This window comes from Mycobacterium toneyamaense, assembly GCF_055384815.1.
Genome location: NZ_AP040333.1, coordinates 4,176,280 through 4,193,555, shown reverse-complemented (window position 1 = coordinate 4,193,555; position 17,276 = coordinate 4,176,280). Strand labels below are relative to the sequence as shown.

Sequence of the window (17,276 nt, the reverse complement as noted above, 5' to 3'; positions counted from 1 at the left end):
CTAAGCAACTGCACAGCATTTGTTGCGTGCCCACCCCGGGCGCGCACTCGCTGACGATGAGAGGCACGCGATGACGCTGCAGTCGGTCTTGGAGGACATCCAGAAGCGCCCGGGTACGGGTGAGCTCATCCCGATCATCGATCCGGTGAGCGAAGAGCAGATCGGCGAGTTCACCGATTGCGGACCCGAGTTCGTCGATGAGGCCGTCGCCCGCGCCAAGTCATCCTTCGAGGCCGGCGTGTGGTCTGGGCTGCCCGGCCGGGAACGCGCCAAGATCCTGTGGCGCATCGCCGACCTGATCGACGAGCACACCGCTGAGTTCGCGGCCATCGACTCGGCCAACACCGGCATGATGAAGATGCAGTCCGAGCTCGTCGTGCCGACGTGCGCCGAGTTCTTCCGCTACTACGCCGGCTGGTGTTCCAAGATCAACGGCACCGCCTACGACATCCGCACCAGCGGTATCGCCTCGGACGCCTACGTCGATCAGCACGGTTACACGCTGCGTGAGCCGTACGGTGTCGTCGGCCTGATCTTCCCGTGGAACGGCCCCATCTTCAACGCCTGCGCCAAGATCGCCCCGGCGCTGGCCGCGGGCTGCAGCAGCCTGGTGAAACCCGCTGAGGAGACTCCGCTTTCGGCGTTGCTGCTCGATCGCCTGATTCACGAGGCCGGCGTGCCCGAGGGTGTTGTCAACCTGATCACCGGCTACGGCCACACCGCGGGCGCCGCCATCACCGCGCATCCCGACGTCGAAAAGGTGGCCTTCACGGGTTCGACGGAAGTCGGCAAGGAGATCGTCAAGGCCTCGGCGGGCAACCTGAAGAAGGTCATGCTGGAGCTCGGTGGCAAGTCGCCGGTGCTGATCTTCGACGACGCCGAGCTGGACAAGGCCATCTTCGGCGCGGCCATGGGCATCTTCATCCACTCCGGGCAGGGATGCGTCTGCGGCTCAAGGATTTTCGTGCAGCGCGGCGTCTACGACCAGGTGGTCGAGGGCATCGCGAACGTCGCCAACTTCATGAAGTACGGCGGTCCGGAGGAAGAAGGCGTGATGAGCGGCCCGCTGATCAGTGCCAAACAGCTCAACCGGGTGTTGGGCTTCATCGATGAAGGCAGGAACGACGGCGTCGAGATCGTCGCCGGCGGCTACCGGCTGGACCGCAAGGGCTACTTCGTGCACCCGACCGTCCTGACCAACGTCGACCCCGGCATGCGCCTGTACCAGCAGGAGATCTTCGGGCCGGTGGTCAGCATCCTGCCGTTCGACACCGAAGACGAGGCCGTCGCCATGGCCAACGACACCAGCTACGGCCTGGCGGCCACCGCGTGGACCACCAACGTCAGCCGGGCGCACCGCATCGTCAAGCGCCTGCAGGCCGGCAGTGTTCAGGTCAACTGCCAGTTGGTCTTTGACCACGACCTGCCGTTCGGCGGCTACAAGCAGTCCGGCTGGGGCCAGGAGTTCGGTCGCGAAGGCCTCGAGGCCTACCTGAAGAACAAGAGCGTGATCGTCCAGTTGTAGCCGGCCCTGGGATTTGTGCACGTTTTTCCGCGCCGACCACGAAGAATCGTGCACAAATCCCCGGGGGACGCGGTGTGGTGGAGGTCACATGTGGGTGTGACCTCAGAACCTTCGGGTCCGTAACCGTAGGTTGGCGAGACTTACGGTTGCGTACCTCGTGGCGGGACGCGGATCCTGAGGTGCGTGAGCCACTACATCGCCAATCTGCGCGATATCGAATTCAATCTGTTCGAAGTGCTGCCGCTCGGCGCGGCCCTGGACGCGGGTGGCTACGGCGACCTCGATGCCGATACCGCGCGATCCATCCTCGACGAGGTCTCGAAGCTCGCCGAAGGCGTTGTCGCCGAGACGTTTGTCGAAGCCGACCGCAACCCGCCGGTGTTCCTGCCCGACGAGCACCGCATCACGGTGTCCGAGGAGCTGGCCAAGACCGTGCGGGTGGTCAAGGAAGCCGAATGGTGGCGCCTGGGCCTCGATGAGCGCGCCGGTGGGACGCCGGCGCCGGCGGCGCTGGTGTGGGCGACGCAGGAGATGCTCATCAGCGCGAACCCGTCGGCGACGTTCCTGTACGGCCTGGGGCCGGCAATGGCGCACACGCTGGCCGAGGTGGGTACCGAGGAGCAGCAGCACTGGGCGCGGACGGCCATGGACAAGGGCTGGGCGGGCACCATGGTGCTGACCGAGCCGGACGCCGGCTCCGATGTCGGGGCGGGACGGGCCAAGGCCATCGAACAGCCCGACGGCACCTGGCACATCGAGGGCGTCAAGCGCTTCATCTCCGGTGGCGACGTCGGTGACACCGGGGAGAACGTCTTCCACCTGGTGCTGGCCCGGCCAGAAGGCGCGGGCCCGGGCACCAAAGGACTCAGCCTGTTCTTCGTGCCCAACTTCCTGTTCGACCCCGAGACCCTCGAGCTGGGCGAGCGCAATGGCGTGTACGTCACCGGCCTGGAACACAAGATGGGCATCAAGTCGTCACCGACGTGTGAGTTGACGTTCGGCGCCCACGGAAAGCCCGCCATCGGCTACCTCGTGGGCGGCGTGCACAACGGCATCGCGCAGATGTTCAAGGTCATCGAGAACGCCCGGATGACGGTGGGCGTCAAGGCCGCCGGCACCCTGTCCACCGGCTACCTCAATGCGCTGGCCTACGCCAAGGAGCGCATCCAGGGTGCCGATCTCACCCAGATGGCGGACAAGACCGCGCCGCGCGTGGCGATCATCGAGCACCCCGATGTGCGACGCAGTCTGATGACGCAGAAGGCCTACGCCGAAGGTCTGCGCGCGGTCTACCTGTACACCGCGGCCTACCAGAATGCTGATGTCGCGCAACTCGTTTCGGGTGCCGACGCCGATCTGGCGCACCGGGTGAACGACCTGCTGCTGCCCATCGTGAAGGGCGTCGGCTCCGAGCGCGCCTACGAGATGCTCTCCGAATCGCTGCAGACACTCGGCGGGTCCGGCTTCCTGCAGGATTACCCGATCGAGCAGTACATCCGCGACGCTCGCATCGACGCGCTGTACGAGGGCACGACGGCCATCCAGTCGCTGGACTTCTTCTTCCGCAAGATCATCCGCGACCAGGGCGCGGCGCTGGCCCACGTGTCGAGCCAGATCACCGCAACCATCGATGGTGCCGGGCCGGAGCTCAAGGCCGAAACCGACCGGCTGGCAACGGCTCTCGCCGACGTCCAGGCGATGGCCGCCGCGCTGACCGGCTACCTGATGGCGGCCCAGGGGGATCCCGAGCAGCTGTACAAGGTGGGTCTGGGCTCGGTGCGCTTCCTGCTCGCGGTCGGCGACCTGGTGATCGGTTGGCGGTTGATCCTGGCCGCCCAGATTGCCCTGGCGGCGCTCGACGGCGCCTCCGAACGCGACCACGCGTTCTATACCGGCAAGGTGGCGGTGGCGAAGTTCTTCGCCAAGAACATGCTGCCGCTGTTGACCTCGGTGCGCGAGGTGATCGAGACGCTCGATACCGACGTCATGGAGCTGGAGACCTCGGCCTTCTAGGGATTTGTGCACGATTTTCCGCGTCTGCCGCGGAAAATCGTGCACAAATCCCCGGTCGTCGAACAGATCACAGTTCCGGCCGTCGATTGCCGTGGATCTGGTGCCGCCGTGGAAAATGGTCCAAGGCCCACGACCGGACGAGGAGAGTGTGACGTGCGACGCGACACCCTGGCGTGGCTCGGTGCCCGCGCACTGACCCGCCGGCTGGGTTTGCCGCGGGCCACGAGCTTCCGGGTGGAGCGGTCGCTTCCGGTGCCGATGCGCGACGGCGCCGTCCTGTTGGCCGATCACTACGCGCCGCAGCGCCGCAAGCCCGCCGGCACGCTGCTGATGCGGGGGCCCTACGGCCGCGACGGCCTGCCCAACCGCGTGTTCGCCGGGCTGTACGCGGGGCAGGGCTTCCACGTCGTGCTGCAGAGCACGCGCGGCACCTTCGGGTCCGACGGTGCGTTCGAGCCCGGCCGTCACGAGGTCGACGACGGTGCCGACACGGTCCGGTGGCTGCGTGAACAGCCTTGGTACGGGGGAGAATTCGCCACTGTCGGGGCGTCATACCTGGGCTTCACCCAGCTGGCGCTCCTCGTCGACCAACCCGACGACCTGACCACCTCCGTGATCACCATGGCGCCGCACGATTTCGGACACTCGGTATGGAGCACAGGGTCGTTCGCGCTCGGCGATTTCCTGGGCTGGAGTTATCAAGTGGCCTGGCAGCACCGTGGGGGCTGGATTCGCCAGATTCTCCGCGGCATGGCGACGCCGCGCACCCTCAAGCCGGTTCTGGAGACGCTGCCGCTCGATCCGGCCGCCGCCGAACTCCTGGGCGGACGCACCCCGTGGTTCAACGCGTGGCTCGAACAGCCGGATCCGTCGTCGCCGTACTGGGCCGAGAACGGTGTGGCGGCCGCACTCGACAACCTGCGCGGCCCGGTGCTGCTGATCACCGGTTGGCAGGACGTGTTCGTGGACCAGACCCTCGAGCAGTACCGGCGACTGCGGGCCCGCGGTGTCGAAGTGGCGTTGACCGTCGGCCCGTGGACACACGGGTCCGGTGGTACCGAGGCCATCAAGGAATCCGTACTGTGGCTGGACGGTTCCCGCCGCGCCGCGGCCCCCGTGCGGATCTGTGTTGCCGGCGGTGACTGGCTCGACATGCAGGAGTGGCCACCGCCGGCTGCCGAACAGGTGTGGCACCTGCACCCCGGCGCGGCGCTGGCCGAGACCCCGCCCGACAGCGGGGCGCCGTCCACGTTCGTCTACGACCCGGCCGACCCGACACCGAGTATCGGTGGGCGCCTTCTGGTTTCCGGCAAGTCGGGTTACATCGACGACACCGCGCTCGCCGAGCGATCGGACGTGCTGACCTTCACCAGCCCGGTGTTGCCTGCTGACCTCGACGTCATCGGAACGCCGTACGTCGAACTGGACCACCGGACCGACAACCCGCACGCCGACGTGTTCGTGCGCATCAGTGACGTTGGGCCCGACGGACATTCGACCAATGTCACCGACGGCTATCTGCGGCTCACCGCGGCCGACGCCCCCGCGGCGCTGCTGCGCCTGGAACTCGACGCGACCGCCTACCGATTCGCGGCCGGCCACCGGATCCGCCTGCTGGTCGCGGGCGGCTGTTTCCCGCGGTTCGCGCGCAATCTGGGCACCGGCGATCCGCTCGGGACCGCCACCGAGATGGTGCCCTCGGTGCACACCATCGCGCACGGCGACGGCGGCCAGTCCCGGCTGGTGTTGCCGGTCAGCGCAACGTGACGACCACTTTGCCCTTGGCGGAACGGTTTTCCAGCGAGGCGATGGCGTCCGCGGCCCGCTCCAACGGATAGACCTCGGGAGCCGGCGGGGTCACCGCACCGGAGGCCAGCAGCGGCTCCAGCTCCTCCCACTGCTCGGCGAGGTAACCCGGGTGGGTCATGGCCCACGCACCCCAGCCGACACCCACCGCATCCACATTGTTGAGCAGCAGGCGGTTCACCTTGACCGTCGGAATATCGCCGCCGGTGAATCCCACGACCAGCAGCCGGCCACCGGGTGCCAGGGACCGAAGAGAGTCGGTGAACCGGTCGCCACCGACCGGGTCGAGGATCAGGTCGACGCCGCGGCCGTCGGTCAGCTCACGCACCGCGTCCTTGAAACCGTCGGCCAACACGACGTCGGAAGCCCCAGCGGCACGGGCGATCTCGGCCTTGTCCGGCGAGCTTACCACCGCGATGGTGCGGGCGGCGCCGAACGCCGGGGCCAGGCGCAGCGTCGACGTGCCGATGCCGCCCGCGGCGCCGTGCACCAGCACCGTCTCGCCGGGCGTCAGTCGTCCACGGGTACGCAGCGCGCAGTGCACCGTCAGATCGTTGAACAGCAGTCCGGCGCCGGCCTCGAACGACACCGAGTCCGGCAGCTTGAAGACCCGATCAGCCGGTAGCGCAACGACTTCCGCCATGGCGCCCGACAACATGGTCAACGCCGCCACCCGGTCGCCGGCCGCCACGTGCGCGCCCTCGGGTGCGCTGCGCACCACGCCCGCGAGCTCGGCGCCGGGGGTGTACGGCAATTCCGGCTTGTGCTGGTACAGGCCGCGCGACTGCAGCGCGTCGGGGAAGGCGACACCGGCGGCGTGCACCTCGATCACCACAAGGCCGGCGCCGTCAGGCTCGGGAATGTCGTTCAGTTCGGCCGCCGAGGGGCCGTCCAACCGGGCGATCTGAATGGCGCGCATGGTGCTCTTCTCCTGTAGGCATTGCCGGTGGGTCCCTGCCACTGTCGCATGTCCACGTCACGCTCCGCCGCGGGCACCGAGTAAGAGGCCGGTCACCACCAGTCCGATGCCGGCGATCTCGCCGATCGCCGGAATCTGATGCAGCACGGTGAGCCCGATGAGGGCGGCCGTCACGGGCAACAGTGCCAGCAGGATCGCGAACCTCGCCTGGCCGACCTGACGGAGGACGATCTGGTCGAGCGCATAGGGGATGGCCGTCGACAACAGGCCGACGCCGAGGCCGAGCAGCCAGGTGCGCGGATCGACGAACACCGCCGAGTTCGTGTGGGCCTGCAGGCCGATGATCACCGGGCCCAAAATGGCTGCGGCGGTCGACATTCCGAGGGCGAGCGTGTCGAGACCGCCGTGTGCGTCCGCCACCCGTTTGCCGACCATGATGTAACCGGCCCAGAGCGCCGCGGCAGCCAGTGCCCACGCCACGCCGGCGAGCTCGGAGGTGAATTCGATGCCGGCCAACAGAGCAACTCCGCCGGCGGCCAGGGCAGCAGCCAGAAGATCACGCGGTCTGCGTGACCCGAGCGTGGCCACCAGCGTCGGGCCGATGAATTCGATCGCGACGGCGGTGCCCAACGGGATACGGGCCAGCGCTTCGTAGAACGCGATGTTCATGCCGACGGTGATCAACCCGAACAGGGTCGCGATCGCGACACGGCGGCGCGTCAACGGCATTCGCCACGGCCGGCGCCAGGCCATCAGCACCAGCGCACCGGCCGCGGCCCGGAGCCAAGCGACGGTGGCCGGTTGGGTGGTCGAGAAGAGGAACACGCCGATCGCGGCACCCAGGTACTGCGACGCCGCACCGGTGACAAAGACGAACGGGACCGACCAACGGGGCAACTGGCGGGGCGTCATCCGCGCGGCACCCGGCAGTTGTCGATCCCGGTCACCCGGCGCAGATTACCGTCGACCTACCATCCGTGAATGATCGACGCACGTGCCGCCGTGTTGCTCCGCCCGGGTTCGGCCCCTGAACTGACCGATGTCCAGATTCGCGAACCGCAGGGCGGCGAGGTGCTGGTCGGCATCGATGCCGTCGGCATCTGCCACACCGATATCAGCACGGCCGCCCGTTGGCCGGAGAAGCGCCTGCCGATGGTGTTCGGCCATGAAGGCGCGGGCACGGTCCTGGCGGCTGGACCGGACGCTCGCATCGACGTCGGCCGGCGCGTCGTCCTGACGTTCGCCAGCTGCGCGCAATGCGCAGCGTGCGCATCCGACACGCCCGCCTATTGCGACAATGCCAGTCGCCTGAACATGGCCGGTGACCGCGGTGACGAGTCGAGCGCGCTCCGGCTCGACGGTCAGCCCGTTCGCGGCGGATTCTTCGGGCAGTCCAGCTTCGCCACCCACGCGCTGGCCAACACGTCGAATGTCGTGGTGCTGCCCGACGGCATCGATGCCCAGCTGGCGGCACCGCTGGCCTGCAGTGTGCAGACCGGGGTCGGCGCGGTGCTGAACACCCTGGCCGCGGGACCCGACGATGTGCTGGTCGTGTGGGGCGCCGGCGCAGTCGGTCTCTCGGCGGTGATGGGGGCCCGCATCGCCGGTTGTCGCACGGTCATCGCGGTCGACCCGATCGCCGAACGACGTTCGCTGGCAATCGAATTGGGTGCCACCGGGGCCGTCGACTCGGCCTCCGAGACCTTGCCGGCCGAGATCATGGAGCTCACCGGCGGTGGTGCGACGCTGGCTGTCGACACGACCGCGCGCGGCGACGTCATCAGCACCGCGCTGACGCTCCTGCGTAAGTGCGGCACGCTCGCGCTCGTCGGGCTGGGCGCGCTGACCGCGGAACTTCCCGTGGGGCTGATCCTGGCCAACGGGCTGCGGATACAGGGGGTCATCGAAGGGGACAGTGAGCCGCACAGCTTCATCCCGCGGTTGGCCGGACACGTCCTCCGGGGCGAGCTGCCCGTCGACAAACTGGTACGGACCTACCCGTTCGACCGCTTCGCCGACGCCTGGTCGGACGCCGCCGCCGGTTTTGCCGTCAAACCAGTGCTGGTTATTTAGGTAGGCTCGCTGGTACGGGATGTCCCGCCGGCAACGTCGCCGAACCCGAAACGGAGCAGCATGACCGCTTTCACTCATTCGCAGTTGGTCAAACCCGGGCGTCCCGCGGCGCTGCCACCAGGCCGATCCATGGAAATCAAGGCCGTCGACGGCACGCGGCTGCACGCCGAGGTGTTCGGTCCCGAACACGGGCAGCCGATCGTGTTCGCCCACGGCATCACCTGCGCCATCGGCGTATGGGGCAATCAGATCGCGGATCTGGCGAGCGACTACCGGGTCATCGCCTACGACCACCGCGGTCACGGCAAGAGTGAAGCTCCCCGCGGCCGCCACAAGTACAACCTGGACTTTCTCGCGGCCGACCTCGATGCGGTGCTGAGCGCGACGCTTCGGCCGGGGGAGCGGGCCGTCCTCTCGGGGCACTCGATGGGCGGTATTGCCATCAGCTCATGGGCGCAGCGCTACCCGCAGCGGGTCACCGAGTGCGCGGACGCCGTCGCCCTGATCAACACCACGACCGGTGACCTGCTGAAGCTGGTCCAGCTGGCGCAGGTCCCGAACTCGCTGGCGAAGTCCCGGGCCTACGCCGCCGGCCGCATCCTCAAGACGTTCGGCGGAGCCCCGCTGGTGCCGGGTTCGCGTAGGGCGGCGCGCCAGTTCGTCGCCATGATCGCCGTCGGACGTGACGCCGACCCCGCGGTGGCCGACTACGTCTACGAACTGTTCATGGGCACTTCCGCAGCCGGCCGCAGCGGATGGGTGAACGCGCTGGTGGACAACCTCGATGCTCACCACATCGGACTCGACAACCTGACGGTGCCGACGCTCGTCATCGGCAGCACCAAAGATCGGTTGCTGCCCATCGCGGCGTCCCGCCGGATCGCCAGGAACGTGCCGAATCTGTGGTCGTTCGTGGAACTGGGCGGCGGTCACTGCGCGAACCTGGAGCGTCCCGAGCAGGTCAATCAGCATTTGCGGGCGCTGCTCGCAGGAGTGGCCCACAGCTCGACGGCCTAGGATCGCCATGTCCTAAGGTGAAACCGGCGGTACCGGATTTGATCAAGGGAGATTCATGACGGCCAGCGACGGCGAGTTCTTCGATGTGCTGATCATCGGTGCCGGTATCTCCGGCATCGGCGCCGCGTACCGGCTGCATCAACGCAACCCACAGGTGACCTACCGGATCCTGGAGCGGCGGACGCGCATCGGTGGCACCTGGGACCTGTTCCGCTACCCGGGTATTCGATCCGACAGCGACATTTTCACGCTCAGTTTCCCGTACCAGCCGTGGGAGCGGCCGGAGAACATCGCAGACGGCGATCACATCCGCGAGTACCTGACCACCGCGGCACACACGCACGGCATCGACCGTCACATCACCTTCAACACCCATGTGCAGTCGGCCGACTGGGATTCGGCGACCGACACCTGGACGGTGCACGCCGTGGAGAACGGCGAGGCCAGGGCCTACCGCGCCCGATTCCTGTTCTGCGGCACCGGCTACTACAACTACGACAAGGGCTACACGCCGGACTTCCCGGGCATCGACACCTTCGCCGGCGACGTCGTCCATCCGCAGTTCTGGCCGGAGTCACTGGATTACGCCGGCAAGAAGGTCGTGGTGATCGGCAGTGGTGCCACCGCGGTCAGCCTGGTGCCCGCCATGGCGAAGACCGCCGGGAAGGTGACCATGCTGCAGCGGTCACCCACCTACCTGATGTCGCAGTGGCAGATCGACCCGATGGTCAGCTTCATCCGGAAGCTGTTGCCGGACAAGATCGCTCACCGCATCGTGTGGTTCCGCAACGTGCTCATCAGCGTGCTCAGCTACAACCTGCTCCGGAAGTTCCCCAAGGGCGGGCGCCGCCTCATCCGCAACCGGGCCATGGCCGCGTTGCCGCCGGGCTACCCCGTGGATGTGCACTTCAACCCGAAATACGACCCGTGGGATCAACGCCTCTGCGCGGTGCTCGACCGCGACATCTTCACCGCCATCGGTGATGGCCGCGCCGAGGTCGTCACCGACCACATCTCCCACTTCGATGCCAACGGCATCGTGCTGAAATCCGGTGCGCGCATTGACGCCGACATCGTCGTCACCGCGACCGGGCTGGAGTTGCAGGCCCTCGGCGGCATCTCCCTGTCGGTCGACGGGGTCGCGATCACCCCGTCCGACCGTTACGTCTACAAGGAGTTCCTGCTCGAGGACGTGCCGAACATGGCATGGTGCCTGGGTTACACCAACGCATCGTGGACCCTGCGCGCCGACATGACTGCCCGTGCGTTCGCAAAACTGGTGGCGTACATGGACTCTCACGGCTACACCCACGCCTATCCGCATCTGGGTGACGTTCCGATGGACGAGAAGAAGACCTTCGACCTCGACGCCGGTTACATCAACCGCAACCCCCACGCGCTGCCCAAATCCGGTACCCATCGCCCGTGGCATGTCCGGCACAACTACGTGCTCGACGTGATCGACCACCGCTTCGACCGCATCGAAGAGTCCATGGTGTTCGGACGGGCTGCTCAGCGGGTCTGATTTCTCCCGCGAGCGGTCCCCTGCGCGGTGCAGAACGTCGGCCTCGCGTTGATCGTGCGCTCAGGATCTTCACTACTCGAACTTTTGTGAGCGTCAGCGCACGGTCAAAGCCCACAAGACGTTTGCTTGTCAAGTGCCCAGCCGGGGGTGGGTCGCGACTGTGCCACCTGATCGTCGATTTCACGATTTCGACCGTCTGATTGCACAGTCACGAAGTCGATGAACCACACCCCGCCACGACTGTGCAATCAGCGCGCCTCTTCCACAGATCTGACGATCTGTACGCACCTTCGGCGTTCAGGATTCTTCTTGCTCGGTGAGTCTGGGCGGGGCAGCCAGTCGCCACGAGTCGGCGAGGATGTCGGTCAGTTCCTGCTCGTCGTCGAGCGCCTCCAGCCGGACCCGCACCCACGACGACGCCGCCTCATGTCGCGGCACCCAGAACTTGTGCGGTTCGGCCGCGATCAGCTCTTCGCGGTCGAACCTCGGACAGCGCACCGCAAACGAGGTCTGATCGTCGGGCACCGTGACGAACATCTTGCGCGCCACGTCGAAAGTCGGGTGGCCCCAACGCTCCTTCTCTGTGGTCTCCGGGAGGGACAGCGCGATGCGGCGCACGTCATCGGCATCGAGCACGGTTTGAACCTTCCGGAGCTGCGTTGGTGGAGTTTGTCCGTCGAGGCAGCCTACCGTCGGGCGGTGACAGGTATTTCGCGCGCGACTCAGCGCAGGACAGTGGCGAGCTGTCCGACGAGTGCCTCGATCTCGGCTGGATCACGCAGCCGGTCCGGCGCCCACGCCAGCGCGATCTTGGCCGGCGCCCAGGTGCTTTCATCGATCGGGATCAGCTTGAATTCGGGCGGCGAGAAGATTCGGCCCAGCGTGGAGGCGGGCGCGTAGCTGACGAGTGCGACGAGATACCGGTTGAACACATGGCTGGCCATCTCCAGCTCACCGCCCAGCTGACTCACGGCGCGCACGATGCGCGTGACGCCGCGTTCGTTCAGGCCCCGCGTCATCTGCGCCAGCACCACGGGATTGGGCCGGGCGAAGTCGATCACGACATCGCGGTCCCGCAGGTCTTCGATGGCGATGGTGTCGTTGGCGGCGAGCGGGTCGTCGAACCGCACCGCCGCCGCGCCCGGATAGGTGGCCACCACCCGGTGCCGGATGCGCTTGTCGGCGGCCGGCAGGTGGATCAGACCGAGATCCGTGTGCCCGGAAACGAGTTTGGCGATGACCTCGGCCGCCGACCCGGGCACGCTGAACTCGGTGGGTATCGCGAGGCCGGCCACCGCTTGCTCGAATCTCGCCAGGAAATCAGATGGCGCGTAGGCGGTCGCATCGATGCGAACGGGGTTGCTCGCCTGCGTGATTCGTGACGCTGTGGCCTTCAGCTCCTCCACCCGCCGCAGGATGTCGCGGGCCGGCTCCAGCAGCTGCATACCCAGCGGTGTCAGGCGGACGTCGTGGTAGGTGCGCTCGAAAAGTTCCCCGCCCACTTCGCGCTCGAGCAACTTGATCTGCTTGCTCAGCGGCGGCGGCGTGATCATCAGCCGATCGGCAGCGCGCTTGAAGTGCAGCTCTTCGGCGACCGCGACGAAGTAGCGAAGGCGGGTGAAATCGATTTCCATGGGACGGGGTGGTTACCGTCCTGAATGTGCTGCTGCCGCAGGTACTTCGAGGATGGCGCGGGCAATCAGATCGTCGATTGTCTGATCATCCAGGCCGAGCAGTTCGGCCGCGATCTCACGCGTCTGCTCGCCGAGCAGTGGCGCTTGCCCCAGCGGGGGATCGGGGATCAGGTCAGCGTGGATTTGCACGTTCTCCATCATGAACGGTGCGGTCCCGTGCGGATGTAGTTCCTCCCGGAAAGCCCGTCGCTCGACGTAGTAGTCCCAGGCGGGGACCTCCACCGCATGCAGGACAGCCCCGGCCGGGACGCCCGCCGCCTGCAACCGCGCCATGGCCTCTGCCGGTGGGTGCCGGGATGTCCAGGCGCTGAGCGCCTCGTCGAGCCGCGCGCGCTGACGATCCCGCCCGGACCGCGAACCCAGCTCCGCATCGGCAGCGAGATCGGGCCGGTCGATCGCCGCGCACAGGGCTGACCAGTCGGCGTCGTCGCGGACCGTGACCGCGATCCACGTGTCATCACCAGCGCCGGGAAACAGGCCCCACGGTGCGTCACGAGCCGGCTGGTCGTCGCGAGCATGACCGCGCCGGGTGAGCACCTCGCCGGCGATGTCGTCGGCCAGGTGACTGAGCATCACCTCGGCTTGGGCGATGCTCGCCGATCCGCCGCCACCGCTGCGTTCGCGGCGCAGCAGGAGCGCGACGGCACTCAACGCCCCGATCCGCGCCGCCACGTGATCGGGGTACACCGTGACGGTGTCGCAGAACGCATCTGGGTCATCTGGGTAGGTCCACAGCTCGGTGAAGCCCGCCGCGGCGCGAACCAACGGCCCGTAGCCGAGTCGTTTCGCCCACGGCCCGGTGGCTCCGTACGCCGAGCTGTCGACGACGACGATGCCCGGATTCACCTGCTGCAGTGTCGCGTGATCCATGCCGAGCGCCGCTGCTACACCGGGTTTGAAGTTGCTCAGCACGACGTCGGACTGCGCTACCAGCCGGTGTGCCAGCACGCGGCCTTCCGCGGACCGGAGGTCGATCCCGATCGACCGCTTGTTGCGGTGACCGGCGGCGTAGGCCTGCGTCATCCGGGTGAGGCTGATGCGGAGCCCGTCAGGGAAGGCGGAGTTCTCGATCTTGACGACGTCGGCGCCGAGGTCGGCGAACAGGCGGCCGGTGTCGCTGCCGACGACGATGACGCCGAGGTCCAGTACGCGCAGCCCCTCCAGGGGCAGTCCGAGGCCGCTGCGGGGGCGCGCGGTGAGCGTGGGGGCGTCGCGGAGTCGTCGCTCACTCGGCGCCTTGATGTTCAGGCTGCTCGCCCGGTGCCCGTCGATCTCGACGACACCGACCGGTACGGGTGCGGTCAGACCGGGGGAGAGCTCCGTCTCGCGGAAGAATCCGCGCGCGGCAACCTGTTCGGTGGACAGCGCCTCGGCCAGGCTCAGCACCGCGGCCGTCGGCACGCCGTGCCGTTGTCCGGCCAGTTCGAGCTCCGCGCGGGTCTTGTCGGCACAGAACTGCTCGATGGCGCCGAACAGGGTGGCGGACGCGAAACGCTCACGGAGGCTGTTGAACTTGGGGTCGGCGAATTCCGCCGGGCGCCCCATCCACTCGAACATGCCCTGCCACTGGCGTTTTGCCAACACACACATGCGGACGTGGCCGTCCTTGCATTTGAAGATCGGATAGCGCTGCTGCTCGGCGATCCAGTCGCGCTGCTGTTCGCTGATGGGCACGCCGGCCGCCGCGCTGCCTGCCGTGCCGAATGGCGGGTCGAGGGTCTGCATCGCACCTTCGAGCACCGAGAAATCGATGAGATCGCCTGTGCCCGTGCGCAGCCGATCCAGGAACACACAGAGGGTGAAGAAGGCGGCCTGGGCCGCGGCGACGTGGTACGGCAGGTCCGCGCTCGGCGGCACCAGCGGTGGCTGTCCCGGGATGCCCGAGCGGGACAGCTCGCTGGTCAACGCGTGCAGCACCGGAGTGGTGGCCTGCCAGTCGTGATATCGCGTATCACGACCGAAGTCACTGATGGACAGGATGACCAGTGCCGGATGGTCAGCGTGAATCTGGTTGACCGCCAAGGATTCCTCGGCCGCCGATCCCGGACGCGTGTTCTCGATGAGGATGTCGGCGGTCGCCACCAAGTCGGCCCACGCCTGCTGCCCGGCCGGGGTCGACGGATCGATCTCGACCGAAGGGATCCCGTGTCGGTTGATGGCGGTGCCGATGGGCACTCCGTCGATGCGTGGTCCGGTGGTGTCGGTCGCGGTTACACCGGCCAGGTGCACCGACGTGACGTGGGCACCGAGATCGGCCAGAAGCCGGCCGACGGCTGTGATGGGTCCGGCTGTCAGATCGAGTATCTCGATGCCCGACAGCGGCGGATCGTAGGCCGTGATCGTCAACTGCGTCGCGCCTGGCGGAACGGGATGTCGCGGTCGGTCTCGGGTTCCTTCGCCAGCCCCAGCACGCGTTCGCCGATGATGGTGCGCTGAATCTGGTCGGTGCCGCCGCCGATGGAGGTGAAGAACGCGTTGAGGGACAGGAAGTTCACGTCGTCGGCCTCGGGGTTGTCGGGACCCGCCAGCAGTGATTCGGTACCGATGATCTCGGTCTTCAGCGCGGCCTCCGAGTGCAGGATTCGCGACATCGCGAGCTTGCCCAGCGACATGATCGAACTCGACGTGCCTTGACTGGTGGACGCCTTGGCGCGAAGGTTGTTGAGCCGGTTGAGTTCCCGCAACGCCAACACGTCCGCAAGGCGCTCGCGCAGGGCGGCGTCGTCGAGGCGGCCGTGCGCGCGAGCCAGTTCCACGAGGCTGTCGGCCTTGGACTTGTTGCGCGAGCCGCGGCCGCCGTCGCCCATGATGGAGCGTTCGTACGCCAGGGCGGTCTGCAGGACGCGCCAGCCGTTCCCTTCTCCGCCAATGAGATTCGCATGCGGCACGGTGGCATCGGAGATGAACACCTCGTTGAAATGCGCCTCACCGGTGATCTGGACCAGAGGCCGCACCTCGATGCCGGGCTGCCGCATCGGGATGATGAAGTAGCTCATGCCCTTGTGCTTGGGCGCATCCCAGTCGGTGCGTGCGATCAGCAGACCGTATTCGGACGTCGCCGCTCCGGAGGTCCACACCTTCTGGCCGTTGACCACCCAGCGGTCGCCGTCGCGCACCGCTGTGGTGCTCACCCCGGCCAGATCCGATCCGGCGCCGGGCTCGCTGTAGAGCAGACAGGTGCGGGCCGCCCCGGTCAGAAAGTCCCGTAGCAGTTCATGTTTCAGCTCGTCCGAGCCGAACGCGAACAAGGTGTTGGCAGGAATGTTGTGCTTGTCCTGGCAGGCGCCCGGGGCCTTGACGGCGCGAAACTCTTGCTGGATCACCGCGGCGAGCTTGCTCGGGTAGCCGCGGCCGAACCAATCGGGCGGATATGTGGGCACGGCGTAGCCGGCGTCGAGAACCTTTTGACGCCAGGCGATTTCCTCGGGTGAGCTCACCCAGGGATCGTCCGACGGAGGCAACGCGGTCCAGTTCTGCGCGAGCCAGTCACGAACCTCGGTGCGCAGCTCGTCTGCGGTGGTCGTCATCTCAGGCCCCCTTGGATGCCAGGTAGCGCTCACGATGGTCACGTGAACTGCCGAACAGTTGACGGCCGGTGCGTGCCCGGCGCAGGAACAGATGCGCGGGGTGCTCCCAGGTGAAGCCGATGCCGCCGTGCATCTGGATCGATTGCATGGCAGTGGTGTGATAGGCCTCCGCACAGGCGAATCCGGCCAGGGCGACGGGACCGTCGGCGCCCACCGGGGCGGCATCGAATTGCGCAGCGGCATGCTGTGCCGCCGAAGTGGCGGATTCGACTTCCAGCAGCAGGTCGGCCGCCATGTGCTTGATCGCCTGGAAGCTGCCGATGGGCCGCCCGAACTGGATCCGGGTCTTGAGGTATTCGACGGTGAGATCGAACAGGTGACGGGCCCCGCCGACCTGCTCACCGGCGAGGGCGATCACCGTGAGGGACAACGCATTTTCGACAGCCGCCCAGCCGCCGGTGCCGATGCGACGGGCCGGGGTCTGGTCGAACGTATACGTCGACAGCCGGACGGTGGGGTCGAAAACCGTTGCGGCGGTGCGGTCGAAGCCGGGTGCGTTCGGGGCGACCTCGAAGATCGCGATGCCCTCGCCGGTCTTCGCCACGGCGAGGGCGACATCGGCGATCTGCCCGTCGAGCACATAGTGCGCGGAGCCGGTGAGTTGGTACCCGTCGCCGTGCCGGTCTGCCTGAATCGCAACACCATCTGGTGCCCACGTGCCACGGGGCCCGGTGGCTGCCACGGTTGCGATCGAGGAACCTTCGGCCAACCCCGGCAAGAGCCGTGCCTTGTCGTCGTCGGTGCCGGCGGCCTGGATCAAGGCCGTGGCAAAGACCGCACTCGACAGGAACGGGGCGGGTAGCAACGCTGCACCCGTGACCTCGGCGACCGCCTCGAGCTCCTGTGCGCCCAGCCCGACGCCCCCGTGGTCCGGGTCGACGAGCAGGCCCGCCACACCCTGGGCGGCCAGCTTGTTCCAGAGGTCGCGATCGAATCCGGTGTCGGTGCTCATCACGCGGCGGACGTCGGCTTCGGTGCAATGTTCACTGAGCAGGTCCTTGACGGCCGCAGCGAGTTCGGCTCGTTCGGCCACGCTCATCGTCATGTGTTCACCCTTCTGCAGGTCCATGCACCGTCTCGGCTCCATGCAATGCTGTCGGCGCCCGCCTGTAAATCG

The 17,276-nt window shown here is 67.3% G+C and carries 13 protein-coding genes; 6 read left to right on the top strand and 7 right to left on the bottom strand.

Translation table 11 applies throughout. The features are described from left to right. Positions 1 to 70 precede the first annotated feature (70 nt). The 3 genes from ACZ5IQ_RS20180 (at position 71) to ACZ5IQ_RS20170 (ending at position 5,305) form a co-directional block, all read left to right on the top strand. Positions 71 to 1,525, top strand: coding sequence for an aldehyde dehydrogenase family protein (locus ACZ5IQ_RS20180; RefSeq protein ID WP_212806478.1), 1,455 nt, complete (start codon positions 71 to 73; stop codon positions 1,523 to 1,525). 183 nt (positions 1,526 to 1,708) lie between these two features. Then, a complete protein-coding gene (locus tag ACZ5IQ_RS20175) occupies positions 1,709 to 3,538 on the top strand; it encodes an acyl-CoA dehydrogenase (RefSeq protein ID WP_212806477.1) in 1,830 nt (609 codons plus the stop codon). Positions 3,539 to 3,691: 153 nt separating this feature from the next. Next, the gene (locus ACZ5IQ_RS20170; RefSeq protein ID WP_212806476.1) at positions 3,692 to 5,305 is read left to right on the top strand and encodes a CocE/NonD family hydrolase; all 1,614 of its coding nucleotides are present in this window, start codon (positions 3,692 to 3,694) and stop codon (positions 5,303 to 5,305) included. On the opposite strand, the gene ACZ5IQ_RS20165 is transcribed toward ACZ5IQ_RS20170, so the two are convergent. Beyond that, complete coding sequence (locus ACZ5IQ_RS20165; protein WP_212806475.1) at positions 5,292 to 6,263, bottom strand: NADPH:quinone oxidoreductase family protein; 972 nt, start codon at positions 6,261 to 6,263, stop codon at positions 5,292 to 5,294. The genes ACZ5IQ_RS20170 and ACZ5IQ_RS20165 overlap by 14 nt on opposite strands. Positions 6,264 to 6,320: 57 nt before the next feature. Next, positions 6,321 to 7,175 (bottom strand): EamA family transporter, encoded by an 855-nt coding sequence (locus ACZ5IQ_RS20160; RefSeq protein ID WP_212806474.1) that lies wholly within the window; start codon positions 7,173 to 7,175, stop codon positions 6,321 to 6,323. 69 nt (positions 7,176 to 7,244) lie between these two features. On the opposite strand from ACZ5IQ_RS20160, the gene ACZ5IQ_RS20155 reads away from it, so the two are divergent. The 3 genes from ACZ5IQ_RS20155 to ACZ5IQ_RS20145 are packed head-to-tail and all read left to right on the top strand — an operon-like array spanning position 7,245 to position 10,878. Then, the gene (locus ACZ5IQ_RS20155) at positions 7,245 to 8,336 is read left to right on the top strand and encodes an NAD(P)-dependent alcohol dehydrogenase (protein ID WP_212806473.1); all 1,092 of its coding nucleotides are present in this window, start codon (positions 7,245 to 7,247) and stop codon (positions 8,334 to 8,336) included. Between the two features lie 60 nt (positions 8,337 to 8,396). Continuing rightward, entirely contained in the window at positions 8,397 to 9,353 is a 957-nt protein-coding gene (locus ACZ5IQ_RS20150; RefSeq protein WP_244872827.1) for an alpha/beta fold hydrolase, read from the top strand. 55 nt (positions 9,354 to 9,408) lie between these two features. Then, positions 9,409 to 10,878 carry a flavin-containing monooxygenase gene (locus tag ACZ5IQ_RS20145; RefSeq protein ID WP_212806472.1) on the top strand — a complete coding sequence of 490 codons (1,470 nt, stop codon included), beginning with the start codon at positions 9,409 to 9,411 and terminating at the stop codon, positions 10,876 to 10,878. Between the two features lie 297 nt (positions 10,879 to 11,175). Here the strand turns inward: ACZ5IQ_RS20145 and ACZ5IQ_RS20140 are convergent, their stop codons facing one another. From ACZ5IQ_RS20140 to ACZ5IQ_RS20120, 5 genes are all read right to left on the bottom strand, one after another. Beyond that, positions 11,176 to 11,514 (bottom strand): MmcQ/YjbR family DNA-binding protein, encoded by a 339-nt coding sequence (locus ACZ5IQ_RS20140; RefSeq protein WP_212806471.1) that lies wholly within the window; start codon positions 11,512 to 11,514, stop codon positions 11,176 to 11,178. Between the two features lie 86 nt (positions 11,515 to 11,600). Continuing rightward, on the bottom strand, positions 11,601 to 12,512 hold the full coding sequence (locus ACZ5IQ_RS20135; protein WP_212806470.1) for a LysR family transcriptional regulator: 912 nt from the start codon (positions 12,510 to 12,512) through the stop codon (positions 11,601 to 11,603). Positions 12,513 to 12,524: 12 nt separating this feature from the next. Further along, positions 12,525 to 14,918, bottom strand: a complete 2,394-nt coding sequence (locus ACZ5IQ_RS20130) for a CaiB/BaiF CoA-transferase family protein (protein ID WP_212806469.1) — start codon at positions 14,916 to 14,918, stop codon at positions 12,525 to 12,527. Beyond that, positions 14,915 to 16,099, bottom strand: a complete 1,185-nt coding sequence (locus ACZ5IQ_RS20125; RefSeq protein ID WP_212806468.1) for an acyl-CoA dehydrogenase family protein — start codon at positions 16,097 to 16,099, stop codon at positions 14,915 to 14,917. Before ACZ5IQ_RS20125 ends, ACZ5IQ_RS20130 begins: the two co-directional genes overlap by 4 nt. Before the next feature lies 1 nt (position 16,100). Beyond that, positions 16,101 to 17,204, bottom strand: coding sequence for an acyl-CoA dehydrogenase family protein (locus ACZ5IQ_RS20120; RefSeq protein WP_212806467.1), 1,104 nt, complete (start codon positions 17,202 to 17,204; stop codon positions 16,101 to 16,103). Positions 17,205 to 17,276 lie beyond the last annotated feature (72 nt).

What these genes read in the sequence shown, in the direction of transcription:
- ACZ5IQ_RS20180 (WP_212806478.1), top strand. Translation starts at nt 71, where the DNA reads ATGACGCTGCAGTCGGTCTTGGAGGACATCCAGAAGCGCCCGGGTACG.
- ACZ5IQ_RS20165 (WP_212806475.1), bottom strand. Translation starts at nt 6,263, where the DNA reads ATGCGCGCCATTCAGATCGCCCGGTTGGACGGCCCCTCGGCGGCCGAA.
- ACZ5IQ_RS20160 (WP_212806474.1), bottom strand. Translation starts at nt 7,175, where the DNA reads ATGACGCCCCGCCAGTTGCCCCGTTGGTCGGTCCCGTTCGTCTTTGTC.
- ACZ5IQ_RS20155 (WP_212806473.1), top strand. Translation starts at nt 7,245, where the DNA reads ATGATCGACGCACGTGCCGCCGTGTTGCTCCGCCCGGGTTCGGCCCCT.
- ACZ5IQ_RS20150 (WP_244872827.1), top strand. Translation starts at nt 8,397, where the DNA reads ATGACCGCTTTCACTCATTCGCAGTTGGTCAAACCCGGGCGTCCCGCG.
- ACZ5IQ_RS20145 (WP_212806472.1), top strand. Translation starts at nt 9,409, where the DNA reads ATGACGGCCAGCGACGGCGAGTTCTTCGATGTGCTGATCATCGGTGCC.
- ACZ5IQ_RS20135 (WP_212806470.1), bottom strand. Translation starts at nt 12,512, where the DNA reads ATGGAAATCGATTTCACCCGCCTTCGCTACTTCGTCGCGGTCGCCGAA.
- ACZ5IQ_RS20125 (WP_212806468.1), bottom strand. Translation starts at nt 16,099, where the DNA reads ATGACGACCACCGCAGACGAGCTGCGCACCGAGGTTCGTGACTGGCTC.
- ACZ5IQ_RS20120 (WP_212806467.1), bottom strand. Translation starts at nt 17,204, where the DNA reads ATGACGATGAGCGTGGCCGAACGAGCCGAACTCGCTGCGGCCGTCAAG.